This window comes from Massilia sp. YIM B02763, assembly GCF_030412015.1.
In the GTDB taxonomy this organism is placed as follows: Bacteria; Pseudomonadota; Gammaproteobacteria; order Burkholderiales; family Burkholderiaceae_D; genus Telluria.
This window is the reverse complement of sequence record NZ_JASNRD010000004.1, coordinates 292,411-305,932: the sequence shown is the minus strand read 5'-3', so window position 1 is coordinate 305,932 and position 13,522 is coordinate 292,411. Positions and strand designations below refer to the sequence as shown.

The following is a 13,522-nucleotide window of genomic DNA, read 5'->3' as shown; positions in this document are numbered from 1 at the left end:
GGGCGAATGAGGGCAGCATGCTTATAAAGAAAATGATTATAGCGTGTCAGCGAATATAGGAATGCCTATATCGGCATTCCGGTCGCCCCTCATTGCCAGATCCACAACATCTAGACGCTACAGCCTAATGCGGCACCCTAACGCAACAATGCCAATACCGCCGTCGGCTGCCCGTTCGCCTGCGTCATGATCGCCGACGCCGCCTGCTGCAGGATCTGCGCACGCGTCATGCCTGGCAGGACGGTGCTGCGGCCGCCATCGCCTGGCGTCTTCCCGGTCAGGCGGGCAAACAACAAGGCCGCCTGCACGATATGCACGGGCGGATCGTGAGGATGGAAGGTCGGATCGATTGGCGCGTTCATGTACCGGTTACGGTCGGCGCCGGCTTTTCTTGATAGGTTTCTAGCGAAAATCCGGCCCGATCAGGTCGATGCGGTCCGTGCAGAAGGCGTCCACGCCCCAGCCCAGCAGTTCGCGGGCGCGCGCCGGGTCGTTCACCGTGTAGCAGAACAGCCCGAGGCCGGCGGCCTTGACGTCCGCCGCCTGCGCCGCCGTCAACGCCAGGTGGTCGACGTGCAGGGCGACGACGCCGAGCCCGGCCGCCCGCTCGCGCCAGTCCGGCGGCAAGGCATCGACCAGCAGCGCGCGCGGCAGTCGCGGCGCGGCGGCGCGGGCCGCCTGCAGGGCCGCTTCGCTGAACGAGGACAGCAAGGGCACCCGTCCCCTCTCCCCGGCCGCCAATGCATCGGCGAACAGCGCCGACGTCATGCGCGCGACCGTCGTCCCGGTCGCGGCATCGAAGCCCGGCGCCGGCTTGAGCTCGATGTTCATCCAGACGCCGTGCGCCTTGCAGTACTGGGCGAATTCGGCGAACAGCGGCACCGGCTCGCCGGCGTACTCGGGACCGAACCAGCTGCCCGCGTCCAGTGTCGCGAGCGCCAGCGCGTCGTAATCGGTCACGCTGCCCGGCGCCGCCACGGTGCGGCCCAGCAGCGGATCGTGCAGCACGACGGGCACGCCGTCCCGCGCCAGCATCACGTCGTATTCGATCGCCCGAAAACCGGCGGCCATGCCGCGCTTGACGCCCGCCAGTGTGTTCTCCGGGGCCAGCGTGCCGCCGCCGCGGTGGGCAAGCATCCTGGGATAGGGCCACATCGTCGTCATCCTCCGTTCACGGCCATGCCGGCAAGGCCCATACCAGCCAGGCGCAGGCGGCCACGTTGAGCGCGACCGTCAGCCAGAACACGCGCTGGAACGCGGCCTTGGATGTCTTGTGGCGCAGCCGGCGCTGGGCCAGCAAGGCGCCCGGCCAGCCGCCCAGCAGCGCCAGCGCCAGCAGCGTGCGCTCGGGCGTGCGGCGTCCGCCGCGCCGCGCCGCGGCCTTGTCGTTCGCGTACACGGCGAAGCACACGACGCTCAGGCCAAGGTAGCCGAGCGCCAGCAGCGATGCGAGGGAATGCAGGGAAGCCATGCCGAGAGCTTACGTGCGCCGGCCTCTCATGTCCATATGGAAATGCCGATATCCGTGGTGGGTTCGGCAACGAACGGAGCATGTCGCGTGCGTGGCCTACGCTCGGCCTTCGATGGTTTCTTCATGGAGGACAAGATGGGTTTTGATTTCGGAAACCTGCTGCAGCACTACCTCGGCGGCAATGCCAATCCGGCCCAGGCCGAGAACGATTTCGACAACGTCGCGCAGAACGCGCCGCGCGCCTCGCTGGCGCAGGGCGTGACCGAAGCGCTGCGGTCCGGCCAGACGCCGCCGTTCGCGCAGCTCGTCGGCCAGCTGTTCAGCAACGGCAGCCCGGACCAGCGTGCCGGCATGCTCAACCGCCTGATCTCGAACATCAACCCGTCCGCGCTGGCCACCGTCGCCGGCGGCGTGCTGGGCAACCTGAAGGGCGCCGAGCAGGGCCATATCTCGCCGGAGCAGGCGGCGCAGCTGTCGCCGCAGACGGTCCAGGAACTGGCGGCCCGCGCGGAACAGGACAACCCGGGCATCGTCGAACGCATGGGCGACTTCTACGCCGAACACCCGACGCTGGTGAAGACCATCGGCGGCGCCGCGCTGGCGGTCGCGCTGGGCTATATGGCCAAGGGACTGCAGAACCGCGGCAACGACACGAACAACCAACCCGCAACCACGGACAAAGGAGCAAACATGGGCATTCTCGGCGACATCTTCCACAAGATCTTCCCGGCCAAGCATCCGGCCAACACCACCCCGCCACAACCGGCCCCGGCACCGGCGCAAGCCGCGCCCGCCCCGGCGCCCGCCGCGCCGCAGCCGGTGCCGCAGGCCGTGCCGACCCCGGCCCCCGCCCCCGCCGCCGCGGTGCCGCAGGTGGACGTGGAACAGGTGCTGGCCACGATGCAGCAGCAATCCGGCCAGCAGCTGAACTGGCGCACGTCCATCGTCGACCTGCTCAAGCTGCTGGGCCTGGACAGCAGCCTGCAGGCGCGCAAGGAACTGGCCGCCGAGCTGCACTACACGGGCGACACCAATGACTCGGCCAGCATGAACATCTGGCTGCACCGCCAGGTCATGAACAAGCTGGCGGCCAATGGCGGCAAGGTGCCGGCGGATCTCAAGGACTGAGTCCGTTACGTCAGCTACTAACAACGTCGTCCCTGCGCAGGCAGGGACGACGTTGTTTTAGTGTGACGAAAGTTCAATCGGCCAGGCTCGCATTCGCCGCCGTCCCGCACGAGAAGCAGTAGCGCATGAACGCATTCTTGCGCGTGCCGCACCCGGTGCAGCGGTCGAACAGGCCGATGCCGCAATGCGGGCAGTGTCCCAACGTCCCGTCCTTGAAGTCGGTCGTGCGCTCGCATGCAGGGCAGCGGTTCTTGCCGATGCGCGCCAGCGCCACGTCGTAGCGCATGCCGTTTCGGCGTTCCTGCTCAGGCAAGGCCTCGGCCGCCTTCTGGCGCGCCAGCCAGGCATTCAGCCAGCGGATCGCATAACGGCCCACGACGACGGTGACGACGATACCTACCCCGTAGCGCACATAGCCGCCATAGCTCGGCAGGTACGGGACCAGCTCCACGAAGAAGGCGAACAAGGCAAAGAAGATGAAGCCCCAGGCAAAGGGCCAGTAGGTACTGCGGCGCTTGTACTTGAACAGCCAGCCCGCGACGGCCAGCAGCGGCAACGTCACCCCGAGGCGCCACAGGAAGACAATGCGCTGGGCTCGCTCATACGCCTCGCGTACCGTTACCCGCGCAGGCTCCAGCAAGCGTTCGTAGGCCGCCTCGGCACGCTCCGCAGCCTGGCGCGCATCGAGTGCAGCCTGCTGTTGGGCCTCGACGGCGGACAATGCCGCGCGCTCGGCGGCGACGAGGTCGTCGAGCTGGCGCGTGCGTGCGATCAGCTCACTATCCTGGTCGGGTCGCGCCGTAGTATGACGCGTCGCCAGCCAGTTCTCGAATGCCTCGCGGGCACTGCGCGTATTCGCCTTGGCGACGCCGTGCTTCTGCTCGGCCTGGTCGAGCGCGGTGCCGGCAACGCCTTGCGCCGCGTCGGCCCGCTCCTTGTCCGCCTGGATCCGCTGCGCCTCGCCCTGGTCGACCAGTTCCTCGGGTGTCGGCACGGGTTCGACATACATCATGTTGTCGACCACCTTGCCGCCCAGTCCCACGAGGAACCAGGCAAATGCGAAGGCGACGAGCCAGAGCGCCCGTCGCATCCACTGTTCGGTCAAACGCAGCCCCTTGTTCATGCAGCAGCCTCCGTGGTTGGAAAACCGCAGGGTGCCACACAACAACATCAAGGGATATAAGGAAGCGCAAGGCAACTGCTTTGCGCTACCGCAGGTGCTGCGTTGCGCTACCCGATCAGGATTAGAAGTAGCTCAGCCCCAGCGCCTTGCGCACTTCATCCATGGTCTGCGCCGCCACTTCGCGCGCTTTATACGTGCCTTCCTTCAGGATCTGCAGCACCTGGCCCTTGTCCTTGGCCAGTTCTTCGCGGCGCGTGCGGATCGGCTCGATCAGTTCCTGCAGGATGCCTTCCAGGCGCTTCTTGACGACCGAGTCGCCCAGGCCGCCGCGCTGGTAGTGCGCCTTCATCTCGGCCAGCCCTTCCTTGTCCGTGTCGAACGCGTCCAGGTACAGGAAGGCGACGTTGCCTTCGATATGGCCGGGGTCGGAGACCTTCAGGTGCAGCGGGTCCGTATAGACCATCTTGACGGCGGCGCGGATCTCGTCGGCGCTCGCGCCCAGGTTGATGGTATTGCCCAGCGACTTGCTCATCTTGGCCTTGCCGTCGATGCCCGGCAGACGGCCCACTTCCGGCACGATCGCCTTGCACTCGACGAGGATGTCGCGGCCGGCGTCGCGGTTGAAGCGGCGCACGATCTCGTTGCACTGCTCGATCATCGGGATCTGGTCTTCGCCCACCGGCACGATCGAGGCCTTGAACGCGGTGATGTCGGCGGCCTGGCTGGCCGGGTAGACGAGGAAGCCGGCCGGGATGTCGCGCTCGAAGCCGCGCAGGATGATTTCCTGCTTGACGGTCGGGTTGCGCTCCAGGCGCGATACCGTCACCAGGTTCAGGTAATAGAAGGTCAGCTCGGCCAGTTCCGGGATCTGCGACTGCACCAGGATCGTCGACTTGGCCGGGTCGATCCCTACGGCAAGGTAATCGAGCGCCACCTCGACCACGTTCCGGTGTACCTTACCAATGTCATCCATGTTGTCGGTGAGCGCCTGGGCGTCCGCGAGCATGATGTACTGACGGTATTGATCCTGGTAAGTGACGCGATTGCGGAGGCTGCCGACGAAGTGGCCCAGGTGCAGCGGCCCGGTGGGACGATCGCCGGTCAGGATGACAGGCGCGGGAGCGTTCGAGGTTTGCTGACTCATCGAGTTTCCTTAAAAACGGTGTTTCAAGCCTCGATCCGCGCGTAAAAAAAACGCCACCTGAATCGAGGCGGCGTTTAGTCGAGATACACATCCATACCCTGGCCGCGCGCTGTCAGCGGCGCCACCAGGACTGTACGGATTGTGGATACGAAAAATTCATGGGCTGCATGGTTGCAGGTTGACGCAGCGCTGTCAACCGCCACGCGACATGGGCCCCGTCCCGCATCGCCTTTTTTCATGACGCGGAACGGCGCTGGATTTTTTGTTGCAACAAAATTAACAAGATTGGTGAACCATGACTACGACAAAGAGCACGAACAGCCACGCCCGCCCCCTCGAACTGTGGGGCGGCCTCGAATGCACCGTCAATCGCGTCCGCGACGACTATCACCAGCAGCTCGAACGCAACGGCCACCACGACCGCGCCGACGACATCGAACGCTTCGCCGCCACCGGCATCCGCGCCATCCGCTACCCCGTCCTGTGGGAGCGCACCGCCCCCGACGGCATCGACAAGGCCGACTGGACCTGGCCGGACGAGCGCCTGCCGGCCCTGCGCGAGCACGGCGTCACGCCGATCGCCGGCCTGATCCACCACGGCAGCGGCCCGCGCCACACGAGCCTCGTCGATCCCGCCTTCGCCGGGCAGCTGGCCGAGTACGCCGGCGCCGTCGCCGCACGCTACCCCTGGCTCGAGTACTACACGCCCGTCAACGAGATCTGCACGACGGCCCGCTTCGCCGGCCTGTACGGCGTGTGGTATCCGCACGGCCGCGACGACCGCACCTTCATCCAGGCCCTGCTGAACCAGTGCCGCGCCACGGTGCTGTCGATGCGCGCCATCCGCGCCGTGAACCCGCAAGCGAAGCTGGTGCAGACGGACGACCTGGGCAAGACCTACGGCACGCCCGAGATGGGCCGCATCGTCGAGTTCTACAACGAGCGCCGCTGGCTCGGCTGGGACCTGCTGTGCGGCATGGTGGACGAACGGCACGCCTTGTGGAAGTACCTGCTCAAGACCGGCATCCCGGCCGAGGAATTCCTCTGGTTCAAGGACAATCCCTGCCCGCCGGACGTCATGGGCGTCAATTACTACGTGACCAGCGAGCGCTGGCTCGACCATCGTCCGGAGCGCTACCCCGAGCACCACCGCGGCGTCGCCGACGGCATTCCCTGCGCCGACATCGAAGCCTCGCGCGCGCTGGCCACGCCGACGGCCGGCATCGCGCCGCTGCTGATGGAGGCCTGGGAACGCTACGGCATCCCCCTCGCCATCACCGAAGCCCACATCGACGCCAACCGCGAAGACCAGCTGCGCTGGCTGCTCGAGATCTGGGAAGGCGCCAAGGAGGCGCGCGCCAATGGCGCCGACGTGCGCGCCGTCACCGTCTGGTCGCTGCTGGGCGCCTTCGACTGGAACAGCCTCGTCACCCAGGCCCGCGGCTACTACGAGTCGGGCGCCTTCGACGTGCGCTCGCAGCCGCCGCGCCCCACCGCCGTGGCGCGCATGATGCGCGAACTGTCGTCCGGCGCACCGCTGTCGCACCCGGTGCTGCGCGCCCAGGGCTGGTGGCGCCGCCCGGGACGCTTCCTGTGCCAGCCCGTCGCCACGCCGGACGCCATCACCTCGATCACGGCGGACGGCCACGTCCAGGTGCCCGGCGACGTGCGCCCCGTGCTGATCACGGGCGCCACCGGCACGCTGGGCCGCGCCTTCGCCCTCGCCTGCCACCGCCGCCGCATCGCCTACCGCCTGCTGTCGCGCCAGGACATGGACATCGGCGACCCCGACTCCATCGAGCGCGCGCTGGCGCAATACCGTCCCTGGGCCGTGATCAACACGGCCGGCTACGTGCGCGTGGACGATGCCGAGGCCGATGGCGAACGCGAGCGCTGCATGCGCGAGAACGCCGACGGCGCCGCCCACCTGGCCGCCGCCTGCGCGCGCCATGGCGTGCACCTGACCACGTTCTCCAGCGACCTCGTGTTCGACGGCGCCAAGGACGCGCCCTATGTCGAGAGCGATGCCGCCGCGCCGCTGAACGTCTACGGCCGCAGCAAGCTTGAGGCGGAACGGCGCGTGCTGGAAGCGCACCCGGGCGCCCTGGTCGTGCGCACCAGCGCCTTCTTCGGCCCGTGGGACCGGCACAATTTCGTCACGCTCGCGCTGCAGGCGCTGGAGCGCGGCGAGACCTTCCGCGCCGCGTCCGACCTGACCGTCTCGCCGACCTACGTGCCGGACCTGGTGCACACCTGCCTCGATCTCGCCATCGATGCGGAAGCGGGCATCTGGCACCTGGCCAACGCCGGCGCCGTCACCTGGGCCGACCTGGCGCGCAAGGCCGCCGACGCCGCGGGCATCGATGCCGCGACGCTGGAGGCCGTGCCGGCCGCCGAACTGGGCATGGCCGCGGCGCGTCCGCGCTACGCCGCCATGACGAGCGAACGCGGCATCCTGCTGCCGCCGCTGGACAACGCCATCGCGCGCTACCTCGAGCTGCGCAACCAGGACGATCCGGAAATGGAAGAACTGATCCGCACGGCGGAGAGCCGCCAGCCGCAGGCGGGCGGGCATCGGCAGCAGGAAGAAACCAGCGTCGGCGCGCTCCGGTAGGGTGGACGGCTCTGCCGTCCACGCGTCCAGCCGGTGCATGTACCGTTTGAACGCGTGGTCGGCGGAGCCGACCACCCTACCGGCGCATCGGCCGCGGACCGCATTTACCTTTCATTTACAATGGCCCGGTTTGTCATTACCGAGGTCCGCCCGTGCAAGAGCAACACGCCTTCCCCTTTCTGCGGGAAATCCTCCTGTTCCTGACCCTCTCCGGCATCCTGATCCCCACGCTGCAGCGCCTGCGCATCAACCCGGTGCTGGGCTTCCTCGCCGTCGGCGCCCTGCTCGGCCCCTTCGGCCTGGGTCGCATGGCCGAGGACCTGCACTGGCTCGGCTGGTTCACCTTCCCCAACAACGAGGACGTCGCGATGCTCGCCGAACTGGGCGTGCTGTTCCTGATGTTCATGATCGGCCTGGAGCTGTCGGCCGCGCGCCTGTGGGCGATGCGGCGCTGGGTGTTCGGCATCGGCGCGGCCCAGGTCGTGCTGTGCGCAGCGCTGATCGGCGGCGCCGTGGCGCTGCTGCTGGCCCCGGGCATGAATGCGGCCCTGGTGCTGGGCCTGGTGCTGTCGCTGTCGTCGACGGCCGTCGTGATGCAGCTGCTGGGCGAGCGCCACGACACCGGCTCGCCCCTGGGCCAGGCCACGTTCGCCGTGCTGATGTTCCAGGACCTGGCCGTGGTGCCGATCCTGATCCTGATCGGGGCGCTGGCCGGCGGCGATGCGGCAAGCAGCGGCGCCGCCATCGCGCTGCAGGTGCTGATCGCGATGGCCAAGGCGGCCGTCGCCATCGCCCTCATCTACCTGGTCGGCGGCCGCGTGATCCGTCCGCTGTTCCGGGCCTTCGCCCGCAACCGCCAGCCGGACGTGTTCATGGCCCTGATCCTGCTGTCGACCTTCGGCATCGCGGGCCTGTGCGCGATGGCCGGGCTGTCGATGGCGCTGGGCGCGCTGATCGCCGGCCTGCTGCTGGCCGAGACGGAATTCAAGCACGAGGTCGAGCTGATGATCGAACCGTTCAAGGGCCTGCTGATGGGGCTGTTCTTCATGACGGTCGGCATGGGCATGGACGTGCTGCAGGTCGTGCAGGCGCCCGTGTGGCTCGCCGGCGCCGTGCTGGCGCTGGTGCTGTGCAAGACGGCCGTGATCGCGCCGCTGCTGCGCGCGGGCGGCCTGCCGTGGGGCCGCGCCGTCGAAGGCGGCCTGCTGCTGGGCCAGGGCGGCGAATTCGCCTTCATCGTGATCGGCTACGCCGTCGCGAGCCGGCTGCTGGACGCAAGCCTGGGCGGGCGCGTGATGCTGGCCGTCGGCCTGTCGCTGTTCATCACGCCGCTGCTGGCGAAGCTGGGACGCGCCATCGGCGAGCGCTGGGAAGCGCGCGCGGGCGCGCACATCCTGCCGCAGGCCGATGCCGTGCCGCCGTCCGCGGGCGGGCGCGTGATCATCGCCGGCTTCGGGCGCGTGGGCCAGCAGCTGGCCAAGCTGCTCGCCGGCCAGGGCATCCCCTGGATCGCGTTCGAGACCGACGCCAAGCTGGTGGCGCAGCAGCACGGCGCCGGCGCGCCCGTCTATTTCGGCAATGCGGCGCGCCCCGAACTGCTGCGCCGCGTGCATGCGGGCGAGGCGCCGGCCATCGTGCTCACGATGGACAATCCGGCGGCGGCATTGCAGGCCGTGCGCGGCATCCGGCGCGAATTCCCGCACGCGCGCCTGTTCGCCCGCTCGCGCGACGAAAAGCATGCCCGGACCCTCAAGCGCGCGGGCGCCAGCGTGGTGGTGCCGGAAACGCTGGAAGCGAGCCTGCAGCTGTCGGCCTTCGTGCTCGGCTCCCTGGGCCTGGATGGGCACAGCGTCGACCTGATCGTCGACCAGGAACGCAGCCTGTTCGCGGCGTCGCTGGAGGCGCAGGCGGGACTATAATCCGCCGGACCATACAACGACAAAACGAGGAGACAACATGAAGGCATTGGGCCATGTCCGGGTCCTGGACCTGTCGCGCGTGCTGGCCGGGCCCTGGTGCGCGCAGAACCTGGCCGACCTGGGCGCCGACGTCATCAAGATCGAGCGCCCCGGCGCCGGCGACGATACCCGCGCCTGGGGGCCGCCCTACGCGCCGGACGCCGCGGGCGCGCACACCACCGAGGCGGCCTACTACCTGTCCGCCAACCGCGGCAAGCGCTCCGTCACCGTCGATATCGCCAGCCCGGACGGCCAGGCGCTGCTGCGCGAACTGGTCCTCCAATGCGACGTGGTGCTCGAGAACTTCAAGGTCGGCCACCTGGCGCGCTACGGCCTCGATTACGCATCGCTGCGGGCCCTCAAGTCGGACCTCGTGTACTGCTCGATCACGGGCTTCGGCCAGGACGGCCCCTACGCCGGCCGCGCCGGCTACGACTTCCTGGTCCAGGGCATGGGCGGGCTGATGTCGATCACGGGCGAGCGCGACGAGCTGCCCGGCGGCGGACCGCAAAAGGCCGGCGTCGCCCTCACGGACCTGATGACGGGCATGTATGCGACGGTGGCAATCCTGGCCGCGCTCACGCACCGCGACCGCACGGGCGAAGGCCAGCACATCGACATGTCGCTGCTCGACACCCAGGTCGCCATGCTGGCCAACGTCGGCAGCAGCTACCTCGCCAGCGGCAAGCGTCCGCGCCGCTGGGGCAATGCCCACGCCAGCATCGTGCCCTACCAGACCTTCGCCTGCCTGGATGGCCACATCATCGTCGCCGCCGGCAACGACGGCCAGTACCGCAAGTTCGTCGAGGCGGGCGGCCGGCCGGAACTGGCGCACGACGCGCGCTTTTCCACCAATCCGCTGCGCGTGCAGAACCGCGACGCGCTGGTGCCGCTGCTGGCCGAGATGGTGCTGGAAAAGCGCCGCGACGAGTGGATCGCGCTGCTGGAAGAAGAAGGCGTGCCGTGCGGCCCGATCAACGAGCTGGACGAGGTGTTCGCCAACGAGCAGGTGCGCGCGCGCGGCATGGAGATCGCCTTGCCGCACCCCGTTGCGGGCACGGTGAAACTGGTGCGCAGCCCGATGAAGCTGTCGGCGACGCCGGCAACGAGCGACCTGGCGCCGCCGCTGCTGGGCCAGCATACGGACGAGGTGCTGCGCGAGGTGCTGGGCAAGAGCGGCGAGGAGATCGCCGCCCTGCGGGCCCGGAACGTCGTATGACGCGCTGCCAAACGACGTCGTCCCTGCGAAGGCAGGGACCCAAGTTCTACTAGCGCAATCGCTGCGCACATAAAATTGGGTCCCTGCCTTCGCAGGGACGACGCTTTTCTTCCCGGCTTACTGTAGCGCGCCGCTTAGTGCACGTTTAGCGCACGCTTAGTGCAGCTTGTGCTTCAAGTCCGACAACTCCGCGTGCACGCGGGTCACCGCGGCTTCCAGGTGCGCCGGCATCTGCGGCAGCGAGCGGCTGATGCGCTTGGCTTCGTCGCCCATGTCTTCCAGGCGGTCGACGCATTCGATCACGCGCTGCTGGTCGTTCGACTGCATCACGTCCTGGGCCTGCTGCGCCTCGCGCGACAGCTTCTCGATGCAGTCGCGGATTTCGTCCGGGGCGTCGCCCAGCGCCTGCTGCGCTTCGCCGATGGTTTGCTGAATATGAGTGAATCGCTGCTGGATTTCGTTTGCTTGCAACATGACGTACTCCTTCGCATTGATGGTGTATGTCCGCACTGCCTGGAGTGCGGGCCTGGAATCGTCACATTAAGCTTTTCACAGCAAAACCGGCGCACGAAACATACTGAAGAGCAGGAAAACTCAGCAATAAACTGCCACCATATTTACCGGATTTGATTTCTTATTGCGCCTCGGAAACAGGCGTGGCGGGCAGCGGCGCCAGCGGCGCGAGGCCGCGCAGGCGCAGCGCCACGCCGACCGCCGCCGCCAGGATCGCGCCCAGCAGCGTGACGACGCCGGCCCAGCCGCCGTGCGCCCACAGGATGCCGGCGAGCCAGCCGACCACGCTGGAACCCAGGTAGTAGAAGAACAGGTACAGGGCCGAGGCCAGCGCCTGCGGCGGCCGCGCGCGCCGCCCGACCCAGCTGCTGGCCACCGAGTGCGAGGCGAAGAAGCCGAAGGTGAACAGGCCCATGCCGACGACGACGAAGGCCAGCGGCGCGGCCAGCGTCAGCAACAGGCCGGCCAGCATGATGCCCATCACCAGCCACAGCACGTTGCGCCGTCCCAGGCGGTCGGCCAGCTTGCCGGCCCAGACGGAACTGAAGATGCCCAGCAGGTACAGCACCGACAAGGCGCCGACGGCGCTCTGGCGCAGCGCGTACGGCGGCGCCAGCAGGCGGTAGCCGATGTAGTTGTACATGCTGACGAAAGCGCCCATCAGCAGGAAGGACAGGCAGAACAACCAGGGCAGGCCTTCGTCGCGCAGGTGCCTGACGGTGCCGTGGAACAGGGCCGCGAAGCCGCCCTGCCCCTGCCGGAAGCGGCGCGAGGCCGGCAGGCTGCGGTTGAATTCGAACGCGGCGTACAGGCCCGCCACGCCCATCACGCCCATGGCGATGCGCCAGTCGTAGAAATCGCTGATGAAGGACGACAGCACGCGGCCGGCCATGCCGCCGAACGCGCTGCCGCCGATGTACAGGCCCATCGAATGGCCCAGCGACGGCCCGTCGATCTCTTCGCTCAGGTAGGCCATCGCCAGCGCCGGCATCCCGCCCAGCAGCAGGCCCAGCAGCGCGCGCAGCGCGAGCAATTGCGGATAGCTGTGGGCGAACGCGGCCAGCAGCGTGAGCACCCCGCCGGCGAACATCGAGCCGGCCATCAGGGGCTTCCTGCCATGGCGCTCGGACAGCACGCTGGACACGAGCAGCGAGACGGCCAGCGCGGCGGTGGCGACGGACAGCGCGAGGCTGCTCTGCGCCGGCGTGAGCGCGAAATCGCGCGCCAGCAGCGGCATCAGGGGCTGCACGCAGTACAGCAGGGCGAAGGTGGAAAAGCCGCCGAAGACCATGGCGCGGTTGATGCGCTTGAATTCGGCGCTGCCGGTGGTGATGGGGGGATGGGACATGCAAATGGATCCTGTTTTTACGGGCAATCATAGCCCCAAACGGGAACGGCCATGTCCATACGTGGAGATGGTCATGGTGGGCACGTGGCGCCCACCGAACGCCCTCGACTACGGATACTCGGCGTCGATCTCGGAACCCGCGTAGTTTTCCAGCTCGACGAACAGCTGCGCCAGCGGCACCTTGCCCGCGATGTTCTTCAGGAAGGTGCTGTCGCGGTAGGCCTCGATGCGCTTGGCGATGATGGCCTGGTGCGGCGCCGGGATGTTCTCCAGCAGCTTGGCCCAGCCGGCCTGGAAGTCCGGTTGTTCCTTGCGTACCGCGTTCACGAAGCGCTCGAACTCCTTCTGCCCCGTGCGCGCCACGATGCGGCCGCTGCCGTCGATGCCGAACACGATCGCCAGCGCGATCACGCCCTCGGCGTTCAGGTCCGGATCCTTGACTGCGCCTTCCCAGTGGTGGCGGCGCAGCCACTGTGCCGTGCGCACGACGGCCTGGGTTTCCTGGCGCTGCTTGAGCTGGCCCAGGTAGCGCTGGTGGCCGGTCCAGGTCTCGCCCGGGTCGGCCGTGCAGATGTCGACGAACAGCTCCTTCAGGCGGCGCTGCGCGTACACGGGGTCGTTGTCGAATTCGCCCAGCAGCGTGTCTTCCGGCAGCGCGGCCAGTTCGCGGATCATGCGGAAGCCCGCCTGGAACACGAGCTCCGCACCCTCGCTCACCAGCACGCCGACGGCGGCTTCGTCGCCCACGTCGTCCGGCTCGTCGCCGACCAGGTCTTCCAGGCCCAGCGACACGCAGCCGATGGTGAGCAGCTGGGCGCGGCCGATGCCCTCGGCCGTGCGGTCGTTGGTGAATTTTTCCGCGACCATGGCGGTAATGCCCGCCAGCTCGTCGGCCAGGCCCGCCGCCTCGTCGGCGCTGGCCCGGCCCGGGATCAGGCGGATCGCGCGCACCAGGCGCGGCAGTTTCTCTATGACGATGGCTGGCAGCATGCGTGCTTCTACCC

The 13,522-nt window shown here is 68.1% G+C and carries 12 protein-coding genes; 4 read left to right on the top strand and 8 right to left on the bottom strand.

The window, feature by feature from the left end:
• Positions 1–137: 137 nt before the first annotated feature.
• Genes QPK32_RS08870 through QPK32_RS08860 form a run of 3 tightly spaced genes read right to left on the bottom strand, consistent with a single transcriptional unit; the run spans position 138 to position 1,471 of the window.
• A complete protein-coding gene (locus tag QPK32_RS08870) occupies positions 138–362 on the bottom strand; it encodes a hypothetical protein (RefSeq protein ID WP_290412431.1) in 225 nt (74 codons plus the stop codon).
• Positions 363–402: 40 nt separating this feature from the next.
• Positions 403–1,155, bottom strand: a complete 753-nt coding sequence (ugpQ, locus tag QPK32_RS08865; RefSeq protein ID WP_290412430.1) for a glycerophosphodiester phosphodiesterase — start codon at positions 1,153–1,155, stop codon at positions 403–405.
• 16 nt (positions 1,156–1,171) lie between these two features.
• Entirely contained in the window at positions 1,172–1,471 is a 300-nt protein-coding gene (locus QPK32_RS08860) for a DUF1294 domain-containing protein (RefSeq protein ID WP_290412429.1), read from the bottom strand.
• A gap of 690 nt (positions 1,472–2,161) precedes the next feature.
• Here QPK32_RS08860 and QPK32_RS08855 point away from each other — a divergent pair.
• Positions 2,162–2,599 carry a DUF3597 domain-containing protein gene (locus tag QPK32_RS08855; protein WP_290412467.1) on the top strand — a complete coding sequence of 146 codons (438 nt, stop codon included), beginning with the start codon at positions 2,162–2,164 and terminating at the stop codon, positions 2,597–2,599.
• A 73-nt stretch (positions 2,600–2,672) separates the two neighbouring features.
• Here the strand turns inward: QPK32_RS08855 and QPK32_RS08850 are convergent, their stop codons facing one another.
• Positions 2,673–3,722 carry a serine endopeptidase gene (locus QPK32_RS08850; RefSeq protein ID WP_290412428.1) on the bottom strand — a complete coding sequence of 350 codons (1,050 nt, stop codon included), beginning with the start codon at positions 3,720–3,722 and terminating at the stop codon, positions 2,673–2,675.
• 121 nt (positions 3,723–3,843) lie between these two features.
• Positions 3,844–4,866: a tryptophan--tRNA ligase gene (gene trpS / locus QPK32_RS08845; protein ID WP_290412427.1), complete on the bottom strand. Its 1,023-nt coding sequence runs from the start codon at positions 4,864–4,866 to the stop codon at positions 3,844–3,846.
• Between the two features lie 295 nt (positions 4,867–5,161).
• On the opposite strand from trpS, the gene QPK32_RS08840 reads away from it, so the two are divergent.
• The 3 genes from QPK32_RS08840 to QPK32_RS08830 all read left to right on the top strand — a co-directional run bounded on the left by QPK32_RS08840 (position 5,162) and on the right by QPK32_RS08830 (position 10,657).
• A complete protein-coding gene (locus QPK32_RS08840; RefSeq protein ID WP_290412426.1) occupies positions 5,162–7,480 on the top strand; it encodes a family 1 glycosylhydrolase in 2,319 nt (772 codons plus the stop codon).
• Between the two features lie 152 nt (positions 7,481–7,632).
• Positions 7,633–9,399, top strand: a complete 1,767-nt coding sequence (locus QPK32_RS08835; RefSeq protein WP_290412425.1) for a cation:proton antiporter — start codon at positions 7,633–7,635, stop codon at positions 9,397–9,399.
• A 37-nt stretch (positions 9,400–9,436) separates the two neighbouring features.
• Positions 9,437–10,657, top strand: coding sequence for a CaiB/BaiF CoA-transferase family protein (locus QPK32_RS08830; protein ID WP_290412424.1), 1,221 nt, complete (start codon positions 9,437–9,439; stop codon positions 10,655–10,657).
• A 156-nt stretch (positions 10,658–10,813) separates the two neighbouring features.
• On the opposite strand, the gene QPK32_RS08825 is transcribed toward QPK32_RS08830, so the two are convergent.
• The 3 genes from QPK32_RS08825 to QPK32_RS08815 all read right to left on the bottom strand — a co-directional run bounded on the left by QPK32_RS08825 (position 10,814) and on the right by QPK32_RS08815 (position 13,508).
• Positions 10,814–11,131, bottom strand: coding sequence for a hypothetical protein (locus QPK32_RS08825; RefSeq protein ID WP_290412423.1), 318 nt, complete (start codon positions 11,129–11,131; stop codon positions 10,814–10,816).
• Between the two features lie 160 nt (positions 11,132–11,291).
• The gene (locus QPK32_RS08820; RefSeq protein ID WP_290412422.1) at positions 11,292–12,518 is read right to left on the bottom strand and encodes an MFS transporter; all 1,227 of its coding nucleotides are present in this window, start codon (positions 12,516–12,518) and stop codon (positions 11,292–11,294) included.
• Between the two features lie 108 nt (positions 12,519–12,626).
• Positions 12,627–13,508: a hypothetical protein gene (locus QPK32_RS08815; protein WP_290412421.1), complete on the bottom strand. Its 882-nt coding sequence runs from the start codon at positions 13,506–13,508 to the stop codon at positions 12,627–12,629.
• Between the last annotated feature and the right edge of the window lie 14 nt (positions 13,509–13,522).

Bases quoted from the DNA above. Each gene is read 5' to 3' on its own strand.
- QPK32_RS08815 (WP_290412421.1), bottom strand. From the start codon at position 13,508: ATGCTGCCAGCCATCGTCATAGAGAAACTGCCGCGCCTGGTGCGCGCG.
- QPK32_RS08855 (WP_290412467.1), top strand. From the start codon at position 2,162: ATGGGCATTCTCGGCGACATCTTCCACAAGATCTTCCCGGCCAAGCAT.
- trpS (WP_290412427.1), bottom strand. From the start codon at position 4,866: ATGAGTCAGCAAACCTCGAACGCTCCCGCGCCTGTCATCCTGACCGGC.
- QPK32_RS08820 (WP_290412422.1), bottom strand. From the start codon at position 12,518: ATGTCCCATCCCCCCATCACCACCGGCAGCGCCGAATTCAAGCGCATC.
- QPK32_RS08870 (WP_290412431.1), bottom strand. From the start codon at position 362: ATGAACGCGCCAATCGATCCGACCTTCCATCCTCACGATCCGCCCGTG.
- QPK32_RS08860 (WP_290412429.1), bottom strand. From the start codon at position 1,471: ATGGCTTCCCTGCATTCCCTCGCATCGCTGCTGGCGCTCGGCTACCTT.
- QPK32_RS08850 (WP_290412428.1), bottom strand. From the start codon at position 3,722: ATGAACAAGGGGCTGCGTTTGACCGAACAGTGGATGCGACGGGCGCTC.
- QPK32_RS08825 (WP_290412423.1), bottom strand. From the start codon at position 11,131: ATGTTGCAAGCAAACGAAATCCAGCAGCGATTCACTCATATTCAGCAA.
- QPK32_RS08830 (WP_290412424.1), top strand. From the start codon at position 9,437: ATGAAGGCATTGGGCCATGTCCGGGTCCTGGACCTGTCGCGCGTGCTG.
- ugpQ (WP_290412430.1), bottom strand. From the start codon at position 1,155: ATGTGGCCCTATCCCAGGATGCTTGCCCACCGCGGCGGCGGCACGCTG.
- QPK32_RS08840 (WP_290412426.1), top strand. From the start codon at position 5,162: ATGACTACGACAAAGAGCACGAACAGCCACGCCCGCCCCCTCGAACTG.